The following is a 16,561-nucleotide window of genomic DNA, read 5'->3' as shown; positions in this document are numbered from 1 at the left end:
GTAAGTGTTTTCTCATAAGCCTTATGACCTTTATAGCGGATTACTTGCAGAGTGAGTTATTCTGCGAGGGCGAAAAGAAAGAGAGATGAGGGGTTGTCTGCGACACGCTTGGCGAGAGGAATGAGGGATGAAGGGTAAGTTGATTGTGTTTGAGGGGGTTGAGGGGTGTGGGAAAACGACACAGCTTCAGCGATCGTATCAGTGGCTCTTGACGAGTGGCTGGGGGGCAAAACTTCAGTCGGAAGGTCGGGTCAAAGATTTGGTCGTGACTCGCGAACCGGGGGGGACAACACTAGGGGTAGGTATTCGTCAATTACTGCTCAGTCCTGCTAAAGAGCCGATCGCCGATCGTGCTGAGTTACTCTTGTATGCCGCCGATCGCGCCCAGCATGTCGATGAATTTTTGCAGCCTCAATTAACAGAAGGAACGATTATTTTGTGCGATCGCTACACCGATTCGACGATCGCGTACCAGGGCTATGGGCGAGGATTAGACCGATCGCTGATCGATCACCTCAACAAAATCGCAACCGCTGGACTGCAAAGCGATCTAACGATCTGGCTAGATCTAGATGCAGAATTAGGATTGGCAAGAACCCAGAAACGAGGGGTCAGCGATCGCATTGAGCAAGCTGATCTAGACTTTCATCGTCGCGTCCAGCAGGGCTTTGCAGCATTAGCCCAGTCTCACCCCGATCGAATTGTACGAATTGATGCCAGCCGCACCGAACTAGAAGTCGCCGAACAAATCAAAGCCGTCCTCAGCCAATCCCTAACCCGATGGTACGGCTAACTTTCAATCAATCGAAACTATTTTCTCCCCCTCCCTCCTCCCTCCTCCCTCCTCACCCCTCCCTCCTCCATGTCCGCCTTCACCTCTCTAATCGGTCAACCTCAAGCCGTCGAATTGCTGTCGCAAGCGATCGCCCGAAATCGAATTGCGCCTGCTTATCTGTTTGCAGGGTCTTCTGGAATTGGTAAACGGCTGGCCGCCGAATCGTTTGCAGCCCTGCTGTTGGAGGACGATCGACGGGTCAAACAGCGCAATCACCCTGACCTGTTGTGGGTCGAGCCAACTTATTTGCATCAAGGCAAGCGATTGTCTCCCACAGAAGCCGAAGCCGCAGGGGTCAAGAAAAAAACGCCGCCGCAAGTCCGGTTAGAGCAGATTCGAGAGATTACGCGATTTTTGAGTCGTCCGCCGTTAGAGGCAGCGCGATCGCTCGTGATCATCGATCAAGCCAACACGATGGCCGAGCCTGCCGCCAATGCATTACTCAAAACCCTGGAAGAACCTGGACAGGCGACGTTAATGCTGTTGGCTCCCAGTTCTGATGCGCTGTTGCCGACGCTGGTTTCCCGGTGTCAAAAAATTCCTTTTTATCGGCTCGATCGCGCACAGATGGCACAGGTGCTAGAGAAAATAGGGCAGGAAGAAATTTTGCAGCGTCCAGAAGTGTTGTCGTTAGCGCAGGGCAGTCCGGGAGCCGCGATCGCCCATTGGCAACAACTGCAAACCATTCCCCAGGAGATTCTTTTGGCGGCTACTCAGCGCCCTCGATCGCTCAAAGAGGCGTTAACGATCGCCCGTCAAATCAGCAAAACCCTGGATTCTGACGCTCAACTTTGGCTCGTGGACTATCTCCAACAAATCTACTGGCAGCAGTCTGTCGGAGTGATTGCTCTCCAGCAGTTAGAAAAAGCCAGAGAGTATCTGCTGGTCGCCCAATCGCAGCTAGTTTGGGAAGTCACGATGATGGGAATGATCCAGCCTTAGCTGAATGGGAGTTCGTGATCTGGGCAGCCAAAGAACTTAATCTCTTTGAGTCATCTGCAAGTCGCCCCTCAGATTAATTTTTGGGATTTCTGGGATTGTCGATGCCGATCGCTTCCCCCAAATTATCTAACCCTCGCTCATCTAACTTGTGCACCAGTCCGTCTAAAATTTGGCGCACCATGCTCGGCCCTTCATAAATCCAGCCTGTGTAAACCTGAATCAAACTGGCCCCAGCCGCGATTTTTTCCCAGGCATCCTCAGCGGTGAAGATTCCGCCGACTCCCACGATCGGCAGTTTTCCCTCAGTTTGCTGCCAGATAAATCGAATCACGTCGGTCGATCGAGTTCTCAGGGGTGCCCCACTGATGCCGCCCGCTTCCTCGGTCACCAATTTTCCGGTCGCTTGCAGGGTTTGAGTCTGTAGCCCGTCTCGTCGAATCGTCGTATTGGTCGCAATAATGCCCGCCAAATCGTACTGTTGAGCCAGCTTGAGCACATCTGCGATCGCTTCCCACTCCAGATCGGGCGCAATTTTGATCAGCAAAGGCTTTTCACCCTGATTTTCGGCTTGTAAAGCGGACAGAATCGGTTCCAATTGATCTGTCGCCTGGAGCGATCGCAGTCCCGGTGTATTCGGTGAACTGACATTGACGACGAAATAATCTCCCAATCCTTTTAAGAGGCGAAAGCTCCCCAAATAATCTTCAGCCGCTTTCTCAAGGGGCGTAACTTTTGATTTGCCGAGATTAATTCCTATGGGAGTTTTAAGTTTGTGATGATTTAGATCAGAACTTTTTAACCTTTCTGCTAATGTCGCGGCTCCCTGATTGTTAAATCCCATCCGATTGAGGGCGGCTCGATCCTCAGGCAGGCGAAACAAACGCGGACGAGGATTGCCAGGTTGGGCATGAAACGTAACAGTTCCTAACTCTGCAAAACCAAATCCAAAACTTGACCAGAGCGCTGCTGCTACGCCATCTTTATCAAATCCGGCCGCCAGACCGATCGGATTCACAAATCTTTGCCCCCATAAACTTTGTTCTAATCGGACATCACCGACACAATAGGACTGGTACAGTTTAGACAAAACCCATCGCTTTGCAAATTGAGGCACTCCAGTATCGAGCCAGCTTAGAGTCTGCAAAGTCTGTTGATGCAGCCATTCGGGGTCGGCTTTCAAGCCAGAAAAAAGAATTGGACGAATCGCTGCTTGATAAATATCCACTAGTAACAAAAAATAATGAACACTTTATCTATTTTGACGAGTTGGAGAGCAGGTGAATGGGTAAATGGGGAAATGAGTCAACGACGGCTTCACCCTTCAGTCCTAATCTTCCACTGAGTGAAAAAATGCGGTTTTCAGGGCATTCTAAAGGATGAGTCTCATCTGTCTGGGAACGGTTCTGCGGACATTGTAGGGGCTGATCGCGCTCAACGGTGAGACGGGTCGGCGGTTTCTCAGTCAAATCACGATCTCGTTGAGTTACCCGCAGAGGGTTGCTTCGCCGTTCTACCCCACCCATCCTGACAAAGACCCTGACGACCCGTTTTCTCCTCCTCTGCTTATCTCTTGAAATTATCGTCTCGCAACATGGGTCAGTCGAAAGAGCCAAATGCCTATGAACAGCAACTCGTTAGCCTGGGGCGGGTCTTGCAAACGCTGCGTGAAGGTGACGATATCGAAGCCTTGCTCACAACGGCGCTATCCTATCTACAAACTCATTTTCAGCCTGATCTGATCTGGTTAGGGCTGTACGATCGCGTCGATCATCGGCTGCTCGGTAAAGGAGGCGCTCTGCCATCGGGTGAAGATAGCGCCTTTCTCAAACAGCGGTTTGTCCTGACTTCGGGCGATCTGATGGAGCAGGTGGTGATTCAGCAGCGTCCGATCACGCTCCCCGATCTCAGAGAAGAAGCCCGGGCCAGTGAGTGGCGCAAAGTGGCCAAAAGAAGCGGCATCCAGGGGACGATGATCTTCCCGATTTCTTACAAAGATCGCTGCTTTGGAGTTGTGATGCTGGGGTCGCGCCTGTGGGGAAACTTTCCCAAAACAGAGGAAAAAGCCCTGCTCTCAATGATCGTGGGCGAGTTGGCCGCCGCCCTCAACACCGTCGAAATCGAATGGAAACGCCAACAAATCAAACGCCCCGAACAGCCCCTTCTCACGCTGATTGGTCAACTCGGAGCGCTCCCTAATCTTGGTCAACGTCTAGAAGCAGTTGTCGAACAAACTCACCAGTTCATCAGTCCGTCTCGCACTAGTGTCTACTGGTTTGAGCGACAAAACCGCTACTTTTGGCGCAGAGTCACCAACCTTAAGCCGTCTTCTAGAGCGATCGAAGACAATCAGCCCGTTTCTGGAATCACAGTTCAAGAAATGAGTGGGTTTTATCAGGCGTTGGCCTCGGATCAGGTGGTGTCGATCGGCGAAGCGTTAAGTTCTTTAAGAGCTGATACGACCAGCCGCCTGATGCAGCAAATTCGCGCTCGATCGCTGATGGCCGCCCCGATTCTCTACCAAAACGAACTGCTGGGATTTCTGGCCACCGAAGGCAATGAAGCTCGAATCTGGCAAGACGAAGAGAAAAGCTATCTGCGGGCTGCGGCTCAACTGGTTGCCCTCGTCGCCCCCCTGGAGGAACTAGAATCCACCGTCGAACAAACCAAACTCGACCAGGCCCTCACCGCCGACATTGCCCACGCCATCTACAGTACCGACGATTGGAAAGCCACCCTCAAAAACACGGCTGAACTGTTGGGCAAGCGGCTCAAGACCGATCGCTTTATCGTTCTCATGTACGACACCGAGCAAGAGCGGTTTGAGGTCTGTTATCAAAGCTATCCCAACAATCGGCGACCGTTGGCTTCTTCTCTAGCACGACTGGCCGAGATCGATTGGCAAATGCTAGAACGCAGTTTGGGCGCAACTGCCATTGAGAATCTAGAGGATGATTTACGGCTGGGCACCTGGCGCGATCTGCTGTTAGAGTTGGGCATTCGATCGCTGCTGGTCTGCAATGCCGCCCCCGGTCAGCCCCTCGAAGGCTTGGTGTTGATCTGTCACGAAGCGCCGCGATCGTGGAGTTTGCCGGAGTGTGAGTTGAGTCAGGTTGTCACTCAGCAGATTGGGCTGATTTTGCGCCAGTGGCAGCTTCAAAAACAAAACGACCACCAGCAAAAGATGTATCAGACGATTCAGTGGGGGTTGACGACGATTCAGCAGACTCACCAATTAGAGCTTTTGGAGCGATCGGCCCTGCAATATATCGCCCAGATTTTACAGGCTCCGATGGCGGCGTTGGTGTCGTGGTCTCCGGGTCGGCGCACCGGGCGGATTGTGCAGTCGGGCGATACAGATGGGCGGTTTACCTTTAATCCGATTCTCAAGGTTTCGACCTTTACTGACGCGCTGGTGCATCGGGCGCTAGAACACAACGGACTGTTGACGCTCTCGATCGATGAGGTGCCTGTCGAAAGTCGTCAATGGCTCAACGCTCCTGGCATTGGTCAACTTCTGATTATGGCCTTGAGAACGGCTCCAGAACATGAACCCACGGGCGTTTTGATCATTGCTGACCATTTAGAGCGCCACTGGAGCGATCGCCATTTCACGGCTTTAGATACACTAGTCAGCCAGTTTGCCTGGTCACGCCGCTATCTGATGTTGTCAGAAATGCTCAAGCTGCAACGCGAAAAGCTAGAACGTCTCAATTGGTACAAACAGCGTCGCATGGAGGAAATGTATCGATCGGTGAAACTGAGCGTCAAACGCCTGGGCGAGATTTCTAACCCCCACAAAGATGCGCTCTCAGCAACTCGTCAACAGCAAATCATGCGCCAGATCAACGATGCGATCGACCCGGTTCATCGAGTGGTTCGAGACGAACCGTGGCAATTGCAAATCAAAACGGAAACCGCTCCGCTGGTCAGTCTTTTGAGACGAGCCTTGGATCGCGTGGACAACCTGATCAAACAGCGCCAACTCTGGTCACAGGTTCACAATGAGACGAATCCGATGATCACAGGCGACATCGCCAAAATCGAACTGGTGCTGTATGAACTGCTGCTGATTGCTTGTCAGCGATCGCATCCCGGTGGACGCATTGATCTGTGGTGTCGGCAGTTAGATCACAGTTGGGTAGAGCTTTCAATTACTGATGACGGGGCGATCGAGCCTCGCTTGATCGAAGACCTCGAAGCCGGCCGAGCCGTTGACCTTTTGGCCCCGTCGATGTTAGACAAGCCTCCTGGTCTACATTTGGCGATTTGTCAGTCATTGATGAAGCAAATGGGTTCTGAGTTTAATCTCTACAGGCTGGAAGACGGGCGAATTATGAGCCGATTGGTGCTGTCGTTGGGGATGGGGAGATAAAAGGGATGAGGGATGAGGGATGAAGTGCGAGGTAAAGTAATTGTCAGTTCGATGAACTGCTTCGCTTCGTTTTTAGATCCGAGAACGCCCCCTAAATTCCCCGCCCTTGAGGGACTTTGAACCAGAATTCTTCTCTTAAAGTCCCCCAAAATTGGGGGGTTGGGGGGCAGAAGCCGTGAACAACGAAGCGAAAAACTCTATCGAATTCACCTCAGAATTGGGGGCAGAAGCCGTAAACAACGCCGCGAAAAACTTGCAGCAAAGTCACGTTGGGGTAATGACGATCGCGTGAGCCACCCAGCCAAAGACTTCAGCGAAGTTACGATCGTTCTAGCGATGCTCAAGATTGACGGGGTGCTTTCTGCGGCGGCGAGAGAGAATGCTGACTACTTCGCGTGGGTAGGGGGCTGGTAGTAAAGGACTCCAGTCGCTCACTTCGGCAAAGCTTCTGGCGTAGAGATTGTGAATGGTTTCGATCGTCCCTTCACTTGACCCAATCACCAACACTAATAAGCGCTCGTGGAGCAAATCGCATCCGCTACAATTGAATCCATAGTTCCAAGCCGTTCGTGCAATGCATCTTCAGGTCTCTTCGGTTCAGCCGAGTTCTTCCCTCCAAATTTTGCTAGAGCAACAGCCCGATGGTCAGATTCGAGCGTCGATTCCAGCTTTACTGAATTGTTCGGTTAGTCGTTTAACCCGTGAAGCAGCGATCGCGGCCATTCAGCAACTTCTCTCAGAGCGGCTCTCCACACTCGAAATTCTCGCCGTTGATTTAAACTCTCCTCAAGATGTCGAGAAACCCTGGATGAAGTTTGCGGGAGTTTTCAAGAATGATCCAGAGTTTGCTGCGATCGTCAAAGTGCTCCGAGAAGAAAGAGAAATTGATGAGGATTCTCCTGCGTACTCTTTGCATGACATCGAATGACGCTACGGATTTTAGACACTGATCACGTTTCACTCTTTTTAGGGAGACATCCGCAAGTTGCAGCAGAATTGGGAAGGACAGGATTGAGTTGGGCAATTACTGTGATTACGGTGCAGGAAATTCTTTAATGGCTGGATTGGCGAAATCAACCATCTCAGCCCCAGCCAAGATCCCGTCAAACTCTATGCAAAGCTTTGGATATCTACTGAGTTCTTTAGGTTTGCAACCATTCTCAACTTTGATGCGATTGCATACGATCGCTACCAACAACTTCTGCGGCAACAACCCGAACTGAACAAGAAGCGGTTAGTGAAAGATATGAGAATTGCTGCCATTGCCCTGACGACGGGAGCCATTATCGCAACCAGAAACCAGCGAGATTTTTCGTTAGTTACGAACCTGATTTTGGAAGATTGGGTGTCTTCATAGAGCATCTAGACATCAATTCGCGGTGAACGCAAAGCTTGAAGTTGTGAGGCGATCGCTCTCATTTCCTAACAACATTCTGCAATCCGACTGAGATTTTGGGGTGGAGCGAGTATTCTAATGTTGGAATAAAAAGCCCCCCATACTCTCATGACTGACGTTTTTCTGTCTTATTCTCGGAAAGACAAAGCCTTTGTGCAAACGCTGCATGATGCACTGCGGGCACAAGAGCGAGAAATTTGGGTCGATTGGGATGCGATTCCTCTGACGGCGGATTGGTGGCAACAGATTGAGCGCGGCATCGAAGGGACGAATACCTTTGTGTTTGTGATCAGTCCTGATTCGGTTGCGTCAGATGTTTGCCGAGACGAGATCGACCATGCGGTTAAGCACAATAAGCGACTGGTGCCGATCGTTCGTCGTGAGGGCTTCGATACGACCAGGGTGCATCCGATGTTGTCGAAGTACAACTGGTTGTTTTTTCGCGAGACGGATGAGTTCGATCGCGGCTTTTCTGACTTAATTCAGGCGATCGAGACAGATTTGGAGTATGTGCGATCGCATACGCGGATTCTAGAACGGGCGATCGAATGGGACAGCCAAAACCGGAATGAGAGCTATCTGCTGCGGGGCGTGGATTTGAAGACGGCAGAAACTTGGTTGTTGCAGGGGGCAAGTAAACAACCACAACCAACTGAGTTACAAGCAACCTATGTAAGCACAAGCTGGAAAGCGGAGAATGTACAACGACGCAAGCAAAGATGGACTGTTACGGCTGCTATAGCAGCGCTTGCTGCGGCGATTGCAGTTCCGTTAACGCTGGCAGGAACGATTTTATTTACTTTGCAGGATCGTCCTAATGTCATTTTTGCTCAACCAGGGAAACCCATTGGTGGCAACACAGAGTATAGACTTACCTTTAACCAAGCCCTGATGGATGATTATCGTAGCAGTAGCCCTAACACCCTAAACCAAATTGTGTTTGGAATTCCCGGTGAAAATGAATCAACCGATTGTATCGAGGTCGGGGTAATTCAAGGTGAGCTGCTCAAGGGAGATAGGTCTGATGAGCATACTATTAGCTTGACGGCTCCCAAAAAGGCAGGCGTTTACTATATTCACTTTGGGCTGGAGTGGCAGTACTCCTGCAACGATGCTAAGACAAGTCGGCAAAACACCTGGAAGGAAGACCAGTCGAAAGATAAGGAACAACGTCAATCTGATTTAGAACAATCAATGATTGGGGTTGAGATTGTAGGTAATCCAATGGATATCGTTTTTCATTGGTTAGACATTCAATCCGCTTTTAACAAAAATGTACCTGATCAGGCGACATTTAGCCGTTCAGATAAGGGTACAGCATACGTTTCTTTAAGCAACTTTTCCTTTCAAAAGTAGCGGTACTTGTGTAGCAAATTGGGTGTTATTTGAGCAAACGGCGATCGTGCCTTCTCAACGTGATCATCGGTTTTTGTGGAGCGCGATCGCAAAGACTTCAAAAACTATCTGCTAATCAAACTGAAGAACGATCGCGATCGCTGCACAACCCACATAGGCAAAACCTGGAACGACGATCGCGCCTCAAAGTGATTTTAGCCTTTGGATCAGGGACAATGTAGCGCGAAGCCTTTCCTGCCAGAGTAATCGCTCTGCACTCCCCAGCCGTCATCACGGAACTATACTAATAGCATCTGCGACGAGGAACTGGAGATGAAGGAAACAATCTCAATTCAAGTGGACGCTGACGTTGCGAGAACTTATCAATCAGCAAACCCAGAACAGCAAAAAAAAGTCCAAGCCCTAGTAGGGACATGGCTGAAGCAGGCAATGCAGATCACTCAGTTGGAGACCACGATGGATCGCCTAAGTGATGAAGCGGAAGCGAACGGATTAACACTAGAAATTTTGCAATCCATCCTAGATGAGTGAAGATCGGTTTGTGCTTGACACGAATGTATTGCTGAGTGCTGCGTTGTTCAAGCGATCGTTGGCTCGGCAGGCTTTTGATACAGTTGTAACGTCAGGTGTAATATCAGGGACAATTCTCTTGTCTGAGCCTGTCCTGGCAGAACTTAACGATGTATTCAGTCGATCGCGCTTTGATCGATATGTGTCAATTGAGTCACGCAATCAGTTCTTGATTGAGTTGTTAGAAATTGTTGAGATGATTGAGATTGTTGACTCAATTACCGTTTGCCGAGATTCTAAGGACGATAAATTTCTCGAATTGGCAATCAGCGGCAATGCGGGTTATCTTCTCAGCAACGATAAAGACTTACTAATTCTTCACCCCTTTCGAGACCTTAAGATTCTAAGTCCCGCAGATTTCTTGGCAAGATAATGCAGCGCAACCTTGGTGTATCGGCTCACCTCTGCCCAATTCTAAATCTACGATGCGCAAGTCTATCGCATCGACCTCAACCTCAACAGCTTTCTCAACCGCGCCTGCCAACACCTCAACAACTATCTGCTCTACACCCCAGAACTGAAGAACGATCGCGATCGCTGTGAACCATACATTGGGAAGGGATGAAGGACGATCGGCTTCAGCAGATATTTCACTGCGATTACCAATAGCACCCTCGAAAAGCGATCAGGGCACGCAAGTTTGGAGAAGCCGCAAATCAAACCGCATCACATTCAAGGTAGTAATCGTAAACATCGAGATCAATGGATTCAGCGTTTCCTTTACCGTTGCGCTTTGCATCGATCGCTGCCTGAAGTGGAGCCACCTGAGCCGCAGAGACCGGGTAGCAATCCACCATCAGATTGTCTGAAGACTCTCGAAACAACCTTTGCAATTCGGGCAGCATCAATGAATCGAGCAAAGCCTCACCCGCCAAGCGATCGCCGCTCTTCTCATACCAACGCAACACTCTGACAAACGAAGGATCACGTCCTAGAATCGATCGCGCTTGAACCTTAATTGGGTCAATCATGGTTATGGCTCCACCTCGTAATCAGGATTCGCTTGCTTAAGTTGTTCGCCTGTAATTGGGTCAAACTCGCCGAGATGCTTACCCTTCCTATCATCGAGCAATTTGGAGTCTGAGCTTACCATTTTCTTCCGCTTCTGTCCTATCTGCTCTACACGCCAGAACTGAAGAACGATCGCGATCGCTGTGAACCCTACATTGGGAAGGGATGAAGGACGATCGCCCCTCGAAGTGATTATGAATTGGGGAATGCAGCGCGATTCGTTTTACGGTTTCTCCAAAGTTGCGCTTTGCCCTGATCGCCTTCCAACGATCGCATTCATTGCAAAACCACGATCGTTCCTCTCCGCCTCAGCGCCTCCTATAATGATGGAGTCGATCGATTTGAACTGTCATGGATAGATCGCTCAACATCACACTTCCCGAAGAGACCGTTCAACTCATTGATCAGTTGACGCAGAAAGGCGATCTTAGCCAATTTATTAATCAAGCTGTCAACTACTACATTCACGAAAAAAGTAAGGCAACGTTGAGAAAGCAACTGCAAGAAGGAGCTATCCGCAGAGCCGATCGTGATTTGAATTTAACTGAAGAATGGTTTGCGCTGGAAGAAGAACCGTGGCAAAGCACTCCAGAGTAACCTATCCCAATCGCGGAGAAGTCTACCTGGTTAGCGTCGATCCAACGGTGGGATCAGAAATCAAAAAGACCTGTCCTGCCTTGATCCTGCAAAACGACATTGCCAATCTCCATAGTCCTATTACAATTGTCGCTGCCATCACCTCTCAGTTTGAAGACCCCCTCTATCCAACTGAGGTTCTAGTTCAAACTCCCGAAGATGGACTTGGAAACGATTCTGTTGTCTTGCTAAACCAAATTCGATCGATCAATAAACAACGTCTGATCAAGCGCTTAGGAAACTTAACCGCAGACTGACAAACCTTTTCAGGTAGGTTGGGTTGAACCTGATGAAACCCAACGTTAGCAACGGTAGAAAGGCTGCTGTTGGGTTTCGCGTTGCTCAACACCAACCTACGAAAAATCGAGGGTTTCAGGAGTTCTGTCAGTCAACCAGGATCAAGCGCTTAGGCGGCTCTAAATATCTGGCAACGCCGCTTTTCACTCCTCACTCCTCACCCCTCCCTTGGCGAACGAGAGATTTTCTAAATAAGCTCATCAGATTGGGAGTCTCCAGATACAATAAGGGTCGTTCTTGCCTTTGGACAGAAACCTGCTCAGTTGGGCGAGGCTGCCTGATTTGGTGCTGCTCTGTTCTACGTGGTTGTGCTTATAGGAGTGCTGGTATTTATGTCTGCTGTGCTAAGACCTGTCGATCGCCAAAATCGTTCTCTTAGAGTCGCCGCTTCTCCTCGGATGGCTCCTGCTGCCCAACCGCAAGATTTGAGACGAGCGAGAATGAGAGTTGCGCCTCCTGCGGATCAGTCCACGGTTAGAAGACTGCCGTCGCTCAATGCCCCGCCCAAATGGGTACGATCGCTGATCAAGCTCCAACAGGCTTCTTTGATCACAACCTTTGCGGTATCGGGTCTGGCTCTCGTGACTTATATCTGGACGGTTGACTCTCAGCAGCTTTGGGGCAAGGAATATCAAAAGCTTGAAGAACTCAGACGCAGTGAGCGACAGTTGGGAGCCAATAGTGCCCTGCTGCAAAACCACATTGCAAATCAAGCAAACAGCCCTGGCGCGACGCTAGTTCCTCGGACTCCCGACGGCATGATCTTTCTCAAGCCTGCTCCGCTTCGCAATGCGCCCCCTGAGAATGCGCCCACTCCCCAGGTTTCGCCCGTTGCCCCCCTTGGATATTAAACCGATCGCGGGTGGGATGAATTGAAAGACATTCTTCTCCGGCATTACTGAATTTGGATTGTTGAGTTTGAAAGTCCGAAAGTTTCCCAGAATTGGGGGACGGTGACGGCATCCTTCAACAACACCTTTTCGGTTCATTCTGAGTTATTCGCCCTTTTCCCTTATGAGCAGCCCTTCTTACCCTCGTGGACGTTCTCGCCGTCCGTCTCTAATCGCTAGACTGCGCCGGGTAAATGTTCCTCAAGCCAAGTCTACGATCGGCAGGCTTGTGATCGTCTGGGGGGTATTGGTGGTCAGCAGTTTGCTGTTGATGCTCAATCTGGTGCGGCTTCAGGTGGTGCAGGCTCCCCGGTTGCTCAAACAGGCGCGAGCGCAACAAACGAGCTATCTGCGACCGTTTATCCCGCGTCGTCCGATCGTCGATCGCAATGGCAGCATTCTAGCGATCGATCGTCCGGTTTATACGCTGTTTGCTCACCCGATGTATTTCAAAGAGTCAAAGGGAGAAGTCGCGGGCAAGTTAGCGCCTATTTTGGGTCGATCGATTGCAGAACTAACTCGTAAGTTTGAATCTGCGGATACCGGGATTCGGTTGGAGTTTTCGCTTCAAGAAAATGCAGCCGATCGCATTCGAGACTTGCGACTCGACGGGCTAGATCTGGCACAACAGCAGCAGCGTCTCTATCCTCAGCAAAACGTAATGGCGGATGTTGTGGGCTATGTGGATGTTGATCAAACGGGGCAGGCCGGTGTCGAATACAGCCACAAAAATTTGCTAGAGCGATCGGTCAAATCGGTGCGTCTCAGCCGGACGGGAATGGGAACGGTCATGCCGGATCAGGTGCCGGGGGGGTTTCTCCACATTGACGATTTGCATTTGCAACTGACGATCGACAGTCGGCTTCAACGCGCCACTTTACCAATCTTGAAACAGCAGATCAAAAAGTATTCTGCCAAGCGGGGAATGGTGCTGGTCATGGATGTGCGAGATGGGGCCATTCGGGCGCTGGTGGGTGATCCTTCTTACGACCCCAACGAGTATTTCAAAGCCAAAGTTGAACTGTTTAAGAACTGGGCATTGACCGATCTGTATGAGCCAGGATCGACTTTTAAGCCGCTGAATGTAGCGATCGCCCTAGAAGCAGGTGCCATTAAACCTGACCAGGTTTTTAATGATGAAGGTTCGATCTCCATTGACAGTTGGCCGATCCAAAACTTTGACTATTCTTACGCGGGTGCCAGAGGCCCGGTCAGCGTGTCTGAGATATTGCAGCACTCTAGCAATGTCGGCATGGTGCATATCGTCCAACAGATGAAGCCATCGCTATATTACAGTTGGCTCCAGCGCATCGGGCTAGGGCAGTCTACCGGATCTGATTTGCCGTTTGAAGTGGCAGGACAACTCAAAGACCGCAAAACCTTTGTCCAGTCTCCGGCTGATGTGGCGACGACTGCCTTTGGGCAAGGATTTTCGCTGACCCCGATTCAACTATTGCAGCTACAGGGCATTTTGGGCAGTGGTGGCAAGCTGTTGACTCCTCACATTGTGCAAGGACTCTACGACGCGACTGGACAACCCTATTGGCAACCCAATCTGACAACTGCAAAACAAGTTTTTTCGCCCACGACAGCCCAAACGGTGCTGAAAATGATGGAGGCGGTCGTCTCAAAGGGGACGGGCAAAGCGGCTCAGGTTCCGGGCTATCGGATCGCAGGTAAGACAGGAACGGCGCAAAAAGCCAGTGCTGGAGGCGGTTATTTGGAGTCTGCCAAGATCACGAGTTTTGTCGGCATCTTTCCCGTCGAGGCTCCGCGCTATGCCGTTGTGGCGGTGATTGACGAGCCAAAAGGTGAAGATGCGTTTGGTTCGACGGTGGCGGCTCCGATCGTCAAAGCTGTGATTGAGGCCTTGATTACGATCGACAAGATTGCCCCCAGCCAGCCCATTCCCAGTCCAACCCCGACCCCAACGCCTAGCCCTTAGAATCAGTCAGATAAGAGTTTCAAAAATCTTCCAGCTATTCTTCGACCGATAGCGAAAAATTAAAAACACCAACTCTATTTCACAATTCACGCACGTCTCACCAAACTTTGTTGCACTTGTTGCTGTAGCTGTTCCAGACTGTAAGCGGGTTCTTTACAACTCAATCCCTGACAGACTAAACCGATCGCGCTCTCAGGTAAATTCGTTTCTAATGCAAAGCTGGCTGTTGGCAGATATTGAGTTTCTAGCCGCGCAATTTGATCAGAACTGGTGCGAATCAACGTGCAGTTTTGCAACCAATCCAACGCGGCAAACAGGCTAGGGCAGGCAGTTGGGGACTTTTGCATGATGCTGCTAAAGGCCTGTAGGGTTTGTTCTGCTTTGTCGAGATAGTCCAGATCTTTGGTGAGTAGGGAGAGACGGACGAGATTAGCGATCGCCACCCCATTCGCTGCCGGGGTCGCATTGTCGATGTAGCTGCGTTCTCGTACCAACAAATCCCGACTCGCATCTCTAGCCGTGTTGTAGTAGCCGCCCATCTCCACACTCCAGAGAAATTCGTCAAACTCGGCCTGGACTTGAACCGCTTGACCCAGCCAATCTGTCTCATTTTCAGGCGCAGCGGCACGAATACTCCGAGTCACCTGATGTAGATCCAACAAGGCTTTGATGAAGAGAGCATAGTCTTCTGATTGAGCCAGCACCTCGACAGAACCATCGTAATTGACGCGATGAAACCGCCCATCGACCCACTGATTTCGCAAGATGAAATCCGCTGCCTGACTCGCTAATTCCAAATACTCCAACTCTCGAAACACCCCGTAAGCACGAGCCAGTCCCGAAATCATCAAGCTATTCCAAGCAACAATCATTTTGGTATCGGTCACCGATGGAATTCGTCCATCCCAGGCGGTGCTTTTGGCTTCCTGATTGTTTCGCGCTGGGGGAAAGGTCGTCAATTCATGAGCAGGCAACCCGTAACGAGCCACAAACAGCTTGGACAGTGCCGCTTCTACCAACTTAGTAAGCTGACCCGACTGGCGACGTTGCAGCACGTTCACGCCCTCAAAATTGCCCGCTTCTGTAATCGTGAATTGCTCACTCAACTCCGCCAATTCTTCGGCCGTCAGCAGGGTTTGCAGTTCCGCATAGCTCCAGACGTAGAAGGCACCTTCTTCCGGTTCCGCCTCATCTGGTGTGGTGAAACTGTCTGCATCCTGAGCCGCGTAAAAGTACCCTTGAGGAGCGGTCATCTCACGCTTGAGCCACTGGACGGTGAAGGCGATCGCTCGTTCAAATCCCGCTTCTTGCACACCCATCGCCCAAAGATTTGCCAGATACTCCACGATCTGACCATTGTCATAAAGCATCTTCTCAAAGTGGGGCACTGTCCAGTTAGGGTCAACGGTGTAGCGATGAAATCCACCGCCTACGTGATCAAAAATGCCGCCTAGAGCCAGATCTCGGCCGCGTTGGGTACTGGCTTCTCTAGCGCTGGGTTGTAAGTTGGAGAATCGAGTCGATCGCAGTGCCACATCTGCGTAAGGAATCATCGGAAAACTCGGCCCGGGCCGTTTGGATGAGACAACTTCTGTGTTGTGGGTCAATCCCAGATTGAGCAGATCGGGACTCAGCGCCCCAGGCTGTAGTGAGAGAGAACTCTGAAGCCCGTTGAGAATTTCAGCTTTGATGCCGTCGAGTTTTGTCTTCTCGACATCGTAATAGTGGCGAATCGCTTGCAAGACTTGCATAAAGCCGGGCCGTCCGTAGCGGGCATCTACCGGAAAGTAAGTTCCTCCATAAAAGGGCACCAAATCATCTGGTGAGATGAAGATGTTAAGCGGCCAGCCACCCTGCCCCGCCATCATTTGCAAGGCCTGCATGTAGATGCTGTCCAGATCTGGACGTTCTTCGCGATCGACCTTGATCGGCAAAAAGTTGGCATTCATGAAGTCAGCGATCGACCAATCCGAAAACGCTTCGCCCTCCATGACCGTACACCAGTGACAACTCGAATAGCCCACCGACAAAAAGATCGGCTTATTCTCACGTCGTGCGGTCTCGATCGCCTCATCACACCAGGGCCACCAGTCGATCGGATTCTCCGCATGTTTTCGTAAATAGAGGCTTTGAGCCTGGGCAAGTCGATTGGTCATGGCGGCTAGAACTCTACAAAAGGTCATTTTGCCAGTCTAGCGGAAAGAAGAAAGTCCAAAAAAAGGGATGCCCTAAGACACCCCTTTCACTCAGGTTCAAACCTGTCCAAACTCAGTCGGCTGTTGAACATTCGACATCATTTGCAACTTGACAA

The 16,561-nt window shown here is 50.6% G+C and carries 19 protein-coding genes; 13 read left to right on the top strand and 6 right to left on the bottom strand.

All coding sequences use genetic code 11. The annotated features are described in order from the left end of the window. Nucleotides 1–127 precede the first annotated feature (127 nt). On the top strand, nt 128–793 hold the full coding sequence (tmk, locus tag ACJ2PR_RS07055; RefSeq protein ID WP_446876504.1) for a dTMP kinase: 666 nt from the start codon (nt 128–130) through the stop codon (nt 791–793). Between the two features lie 69 nt (nt 794–862). After that, entirely contained in the window at nt 863–1,777 is a 915-nt protein-coding gene (locus tag ACJ2PR_RS07050) for a DNA polymerase III subunit delta' (RefSeq protein ID WP_446876503.1), read from the top strand. Nucleotides 1,778–1,850: 73 nt separating this feature from the next. On the opposite strand, the gene ACJ2PR_RS07045 is transcribed toward ACJ2PR_RS07050, so the two are convergent. Further along, a complete protein-coding gene (locus tag ACJ2PR_RS07045) occupies nt 1,851–3,002 on the bottom strand; it encodes a quinone-dependent dihydroorotate dehydrogenase (RefSeq protein WP_446876502.1) in 1,152 nt (383 codons plus the stop codon). A gap of 28 nt (nt 3,003–3,030) precedes the next feature. Next, nucleotides 3,031–3,243, bottom strand: a complete 213-nt coding sequence (locus ACJ2PR_RS07040) for a hypothetical protein (protein ID WP_446870854.1) — start codon at nt 3,241–3,243, stop codon at nt 3,031–3,033. 104 nt (nt 3,244–3,347) lie between these two features. Between ACJ2PR_RS07040 and ACJ2PR_RS07035 the strand changes: the two genes are divergently transcribed. Further along, nucleotides 3,348–6,149, top strand: coding sequence for a GAF domain-containing sensor histidine kinase (locus ACJ2PR_RS07035; RefSeq protein WP_446876501.1), 2,802 nt, complete (start codon nt 3,348–3,350; stop codon nt 6,147–6,149). A 330-nt stretch (nt 6,150–6,479) separates the two neighbouring features. Here the strand turns inward: ACJ2PR_RS07035 and ACJ2PR_RS07030 are convergent, their stop codons facing one another. Then, nucleotides 6,480–6,677 carry a hypothetical protein gene (locus tag ACJ2PR_RS07030; RefSeq protein WP_446876500.1) on the bottom strand — a complete coding sequence of 66 codons (198 nt, stop codon included), beginning with the start codon at nt 6,675–6,677 and terminating at the stop codon, nt 6,480–6,482. Nucleotides 6,678–6,723: 46 nt separating this feature from the next. Here ACJ2PR_RS07030 and ACJ2PR_RS07025 point away from each other — a divergent pair, with 46 nt between their 5' ends. From ACJ2PR_RS07025 to ACJ2PR_RS07005, 5 genes are all read left to right on the top strand, one after another. After that, a complete protein-coding gene (locus tag ACJ2PR_RS07025; protein WP_446876499.1) occupies nt 6,724–7,077 on the top strand; it encodes a hypothetical protein in 354 nt (117 codons plus the stop codon). Between the two features lie 576 nt (nt 7,078–7,653). After that, complete coding sequence (locus ACJ2PR_RS07020; protein WP_446876498.1) at nt 7,654–8,901, top strand: toll/interleukin-1 receptor domain-containing protein; 1,248 nt, start codon at nt 7,654–7,656, stop codon at nt 8,899–8,901. A 59-nt stretch (nt 8,902–8,960) separates the two neighbouring features. After that, nucleotides 8,961–9,122 carry a hypothetical protein gene (locus ACJ2PR_RS07015; RefSeq protein ID WP_446876497.1) on the top strand — a complete coding sequence of 54 codons (162 nt, stop codon included), beginning with the start codon at nt 8,961–8,963 and terminating at the stop codon, nt 9,120–9,122. A 91-nt stretch (nt 9,123–9,213) separates the two neighbouring features. Next, nucleotides 9,214–9,432 carry a hypothetical protein gene (locus tag ACJ2PR_RS07010; RefSeq protein WP_446876496.1) on the top strand — a complete coding sequence of 73 codons (219 nt, stop codon included), beginning with the start codon at nt 9,214–9,216 and terminating at the stop codon, nt 9,430–9,432. Then, nucleotides 9,425–9,844, top strand: coding sequence for a putative toxin-antitoxin system toxin component, PIN family (locus ACJ2PR_RS07005; RefSeq protein WP_446876495.1), 420 nt, complete (start codon nt 9,425–9,427; stop codon nt 9,842–9,844). Before ACJ2PR_RS07010 ends, ACJ2PR_RS07005 begins: the two co-directional genes overlap by 8 nt. A 283-nt stretch (nt 9,845–10,127) precedes the next feature. Here ACJ2PR_RS07005 and ACJ2PR_RS07000 read toward each other — a convergent pair whose 3' ends face one another. Together ACJ2PR_RS07000 and ACJ2PR_RS06995 are read right to left on the bottom strand one after the other, a co-directional pair. Next, nucleotides 10,128–10,442, bottom strand: a complete 315-nt coding sequence (locus ACJ2PR_RS07000; protein ID WP_446876494.1) for a DUF7683 domain-containing protein — start codon at nt 10,440–10,442, stop codon at nt 10,128–10,130. 2 nt (nt 10,443–10,444) lie between these two features. Continuing rightward, complete coding sequence (locus ACJ2PR_RS06995; protein WP_446857514.1) at nt 10,445–10,564, bottom strand: colicin E3/pyocin S6 family cytotoxin; 120 nt, start codon at nt 10,562–10,564, stop codon at nt 10,445–10,447. Between the two features lie 61 nt (nt 10,565–10,625). Here ACJ2PR_RS06995 and ACJ2PR_RS06990 point away from each other — a divergent pair, with 61 nt between their 5' ends. The 5 genes from ACJ2PR_RS06990 to ACJ2PR_RS06970 all read left to right on the top strand — a co-directional run bounded on the left by ACJ2PR_RS06990 (nt 10,626) and on the right by ACJ2PR_RS06970 (nt 14,250). Next, a complete protein-coding gene (locus tag ACJ2PR_RS06990) occupies nt 10,626–10,841 on the top strand; it encodes a hypothetical protein (RefSeq protein ID WP_446876493.1) in 216 nt (71 codons plus the stop codon). Beyond that, entirely contained in the window at nt 10,834–11,079 is a 246-nt protein-coding gene (locus tag ACJ2PR_RS06985) for a hypothetical protein (RefSeq protein WP_446870863.1), read from the top strand. Before ACJ2PR_RS06990 ends, ACJ2PR_RS06985 begins: the two co-directional genes overlap by 8 nt. Beyond that, entirely contained in the window at nt 11,058–11,375 is a 318-nt protein-coding gene (locus ACJ2PR_RS06980; RefSeq protein ID WP_446876492.1) for a type II toxin-antitoxin system PemK/MazF family toxin, read from the top strand. The genes ACJ2PR_RS06985 and ACJ2PR_RS06980 overlap by 22 nt, the downstream gene beginning before the upstream one ends. Before the next feature lie 372 nt (nt 11,376–11,747). Beyond that, a complete protein-coding gene (locus ACJ2PR_RS06975; RefSeq protein ID WP_446857511.1) occupies nt 11,748–12,266 on the top strand; it encodes a hypothetical protein in 519 nt (172 codons plus the stop codon). A 163-nt stretch (nt 12,267–12,429) separates the two neighbouring features. Then, nucleotides 12,430–14,250: a peptidoglycan D,D-transpeptidase FtsI family protein gene (locus ACJ2PR_RS06970; RefSeq protein WP_446876491.1), complete on the top strand. Its 1,821-nt coding sequence runs from the start codon at nt 12,430–12,432 to the stop codon at nt 14,248–14,250. A gap of 86 nt (nt 14,251–14,336) precedes the next feature. Here the strand turns inward: ACJ2PR_RS06970 and ACJ2PR_RS06965 are convergent, their stop codons facing one another. Beyond that, nucleotides 14,337–16,433 carry a thioredoxin domain-containing protein gene (locus ACJ2PR_RS06965; RefSeq protein WP_446876490.1) on the bottom strand — a complete coding sequence of 699 codons (2,097 nt, stop codon included), beginning with the start codon at nt 16,431–16,433 and terminating at the stop codon, nt 14,337–14,339. Nucleotides 16,434–16,561: the final 128 nt, after the last annotated feature.

Source organism: Phormidesmis sp. 146-33, from assembly GCF_052939515.1.
The sequence above is the reverse complement of the archived record's forward strand: the minus strand, read 5'-3'. Positions and strand labels throughout refer to the sequence as shown.

Bases quoted from the DNA above. Each gene is read 5' to 3' on its own strand.
- tmk (WP_446876504.1), top strand. From the start codon at position 128: ATGAAGGGTAAGTTGATTGTGTTTGAGGGGGTTGAGGGGTGTGGGAAA.
- ACJ2PR_RS07050 (WP_446876503.1), top strand. From the start codon at position 863: ATGTCCGCCTTCACCTCTCTAATCGGTCAACCTCAAGCCGTCGAATTG.
- ACJ2PR_RS07025 (WP_446876499.1), top strand. From the start codon at position 6,724: ATGCATCTTCAGGTCTCTTCGGTTCAGCCGAGTTCTTCCCTCCAAATT.
- ACJ2PR_RS07020 (WP_446876498.1), top strand. From the start codon at position 7,654: ATGACTGACGTTTTTCTGTCTTATTCTCGGAAAGACAAAGCCTTTGTG.
- ACJ2PR_RS07010 (WP_446876496.1), top strand. From the start codon at position 9,214: ATGAAGGAAACAATCTCAATTCAAGTGGACGCTGACGTTGCGAGAACT.
- ACJ2PR_RS07005 (WP_446876495.1), top strand. From the start codon at position 9,425: ATGAGTGAAGATCGGTTTGTGCTTGACACGAATGTATTGCTGAGTGCT.
- ACJ2PR_RS07000 (WP_446876494.1), bottom strand. From the start codon at position 10,442: ATGATTGACCCAATTAAGGTTCAAGCGCGATCGATTCTAGGACGTGAT.
- ACJ2PR_RS06995 (WP_446857514.1), bottom strand. From the start codon at position 10,564: ATGGTAAGCTCAGACTCCAAATTGCTCGATGATAGGAAGGGTAAGCAT.
- ACJ2PR_RS06985 (WP_446870863.1), top strand. From the start codon at position 10,834: ATGGATAGATCGCTCAACATCACACTTCCCGAAGAGACCGTTCAACTC.
- ACJ2PR_RS06975 (WP_446857511.1), top strand. From the start codon at position 11,748: ATGTCTGCTGTGCTAAGACCTGTCGATCGCCAAAATCGTTCTCTTAGA.
- ACJ2PR_RS06970 (WP_446876491.1), top strand. From the start codon at position 12,430: ATGAGCAGCCCTTCTTACCCTCGTGGACGTTCTCGCCGTCCGTCTCTA.
- ACJ2PR_RS06965 (WP_446876490.1), bottom strand. From the start codon at position 16,433: ATGACCTTTTGTAGAGTTCTAGCCGCCATGACCAATCGACTTGCCCAG.